Raw genomic sequence first — 648 nt, 5'->3', positions numbered from 1 at the left:
ATGGCAAATACGCACAATTATATAAGTGATAGTCATCAAACCCATATTGGCTTGGAAAACCACGCAGATGACTTTGTTGGTGTAGTGTTTGGTCAAAATCCTGCTACTTTTGGACAGAGACCCCCTGGTAGTAACGCAGCGAAAGAAGCAGGAAAAGTGCTATTTAGTTATCCAAGTCCCCACGCTTGTTATGCAAATGCTGGGAAAAGATGCCAAAAGGCTTATGGTTCACCTCACCGTATATATGTTGATTCAATTAATTTAGGGAGCAAAAAATGAAACACATTTTAAGATTATTAAGTGGGATAATCCTGTTAAGTATAGCTGGGTGTAATTTTTTTAAGCCTGCTCCAGGAGAGGTATATATGTGGGAGAAGCCAGGAGCAGATTTTACTGAGGTAGGAAAAGCATTGTTAGAATGTGGAATGCCGAGTCTTATCGATCTTGATTCAGAAAATAGAAATCTCAGCTTAAATCAAATGGCTTCCATTGATGCTTGTATGATCCAAGCAGGATTCCGGGACAAAGATAAATGGGGAGGAACTTGGTGTGAGAATTATAAAGCTGAAAATCTTCCCATCTGTCAACCTGGTGCTGTCATCCCAAAGCGAAGTGTCGAAAAGCGCTTAAACAGCCCATTTTGTAAAA

The 648-nt window shown here is 40.0% G+C and carries 1 protein-coding gene and 1 pseudogene; both read left to right on the top strand.

What is annotated here, in order from left to right:
• A pseudogene (locus ABD915_RS10095) lies at nucleotides 1-279 on the top strand (hypothetical protein); the annotation flags it as partial.
• On the top strand, nucleotides 276-648 hold a 373-nt coding region (locus ABD915_RS10090; RefSeq protein WP_345117839.1), incomplete at its 3' end, for a hypothetical protein. The pseudogene ABD915_RS10095 and the gene ABD915_RS10090, both read left to right, overlap by 4 nt.

This window comes from Bartonella jaculi, from assembly GCF_039543045.1.
GTDB classification, from domain to species: domain Bacteria; phylum Pseudomonadota; class Alphaproteobacteria; order Rhizobiales; family Rhizobiaceae; genus Bartonella; species Bartonella jaculi.
This window is presented reverse-complemented; position numbering and strand designations above follow the sequence as displayed.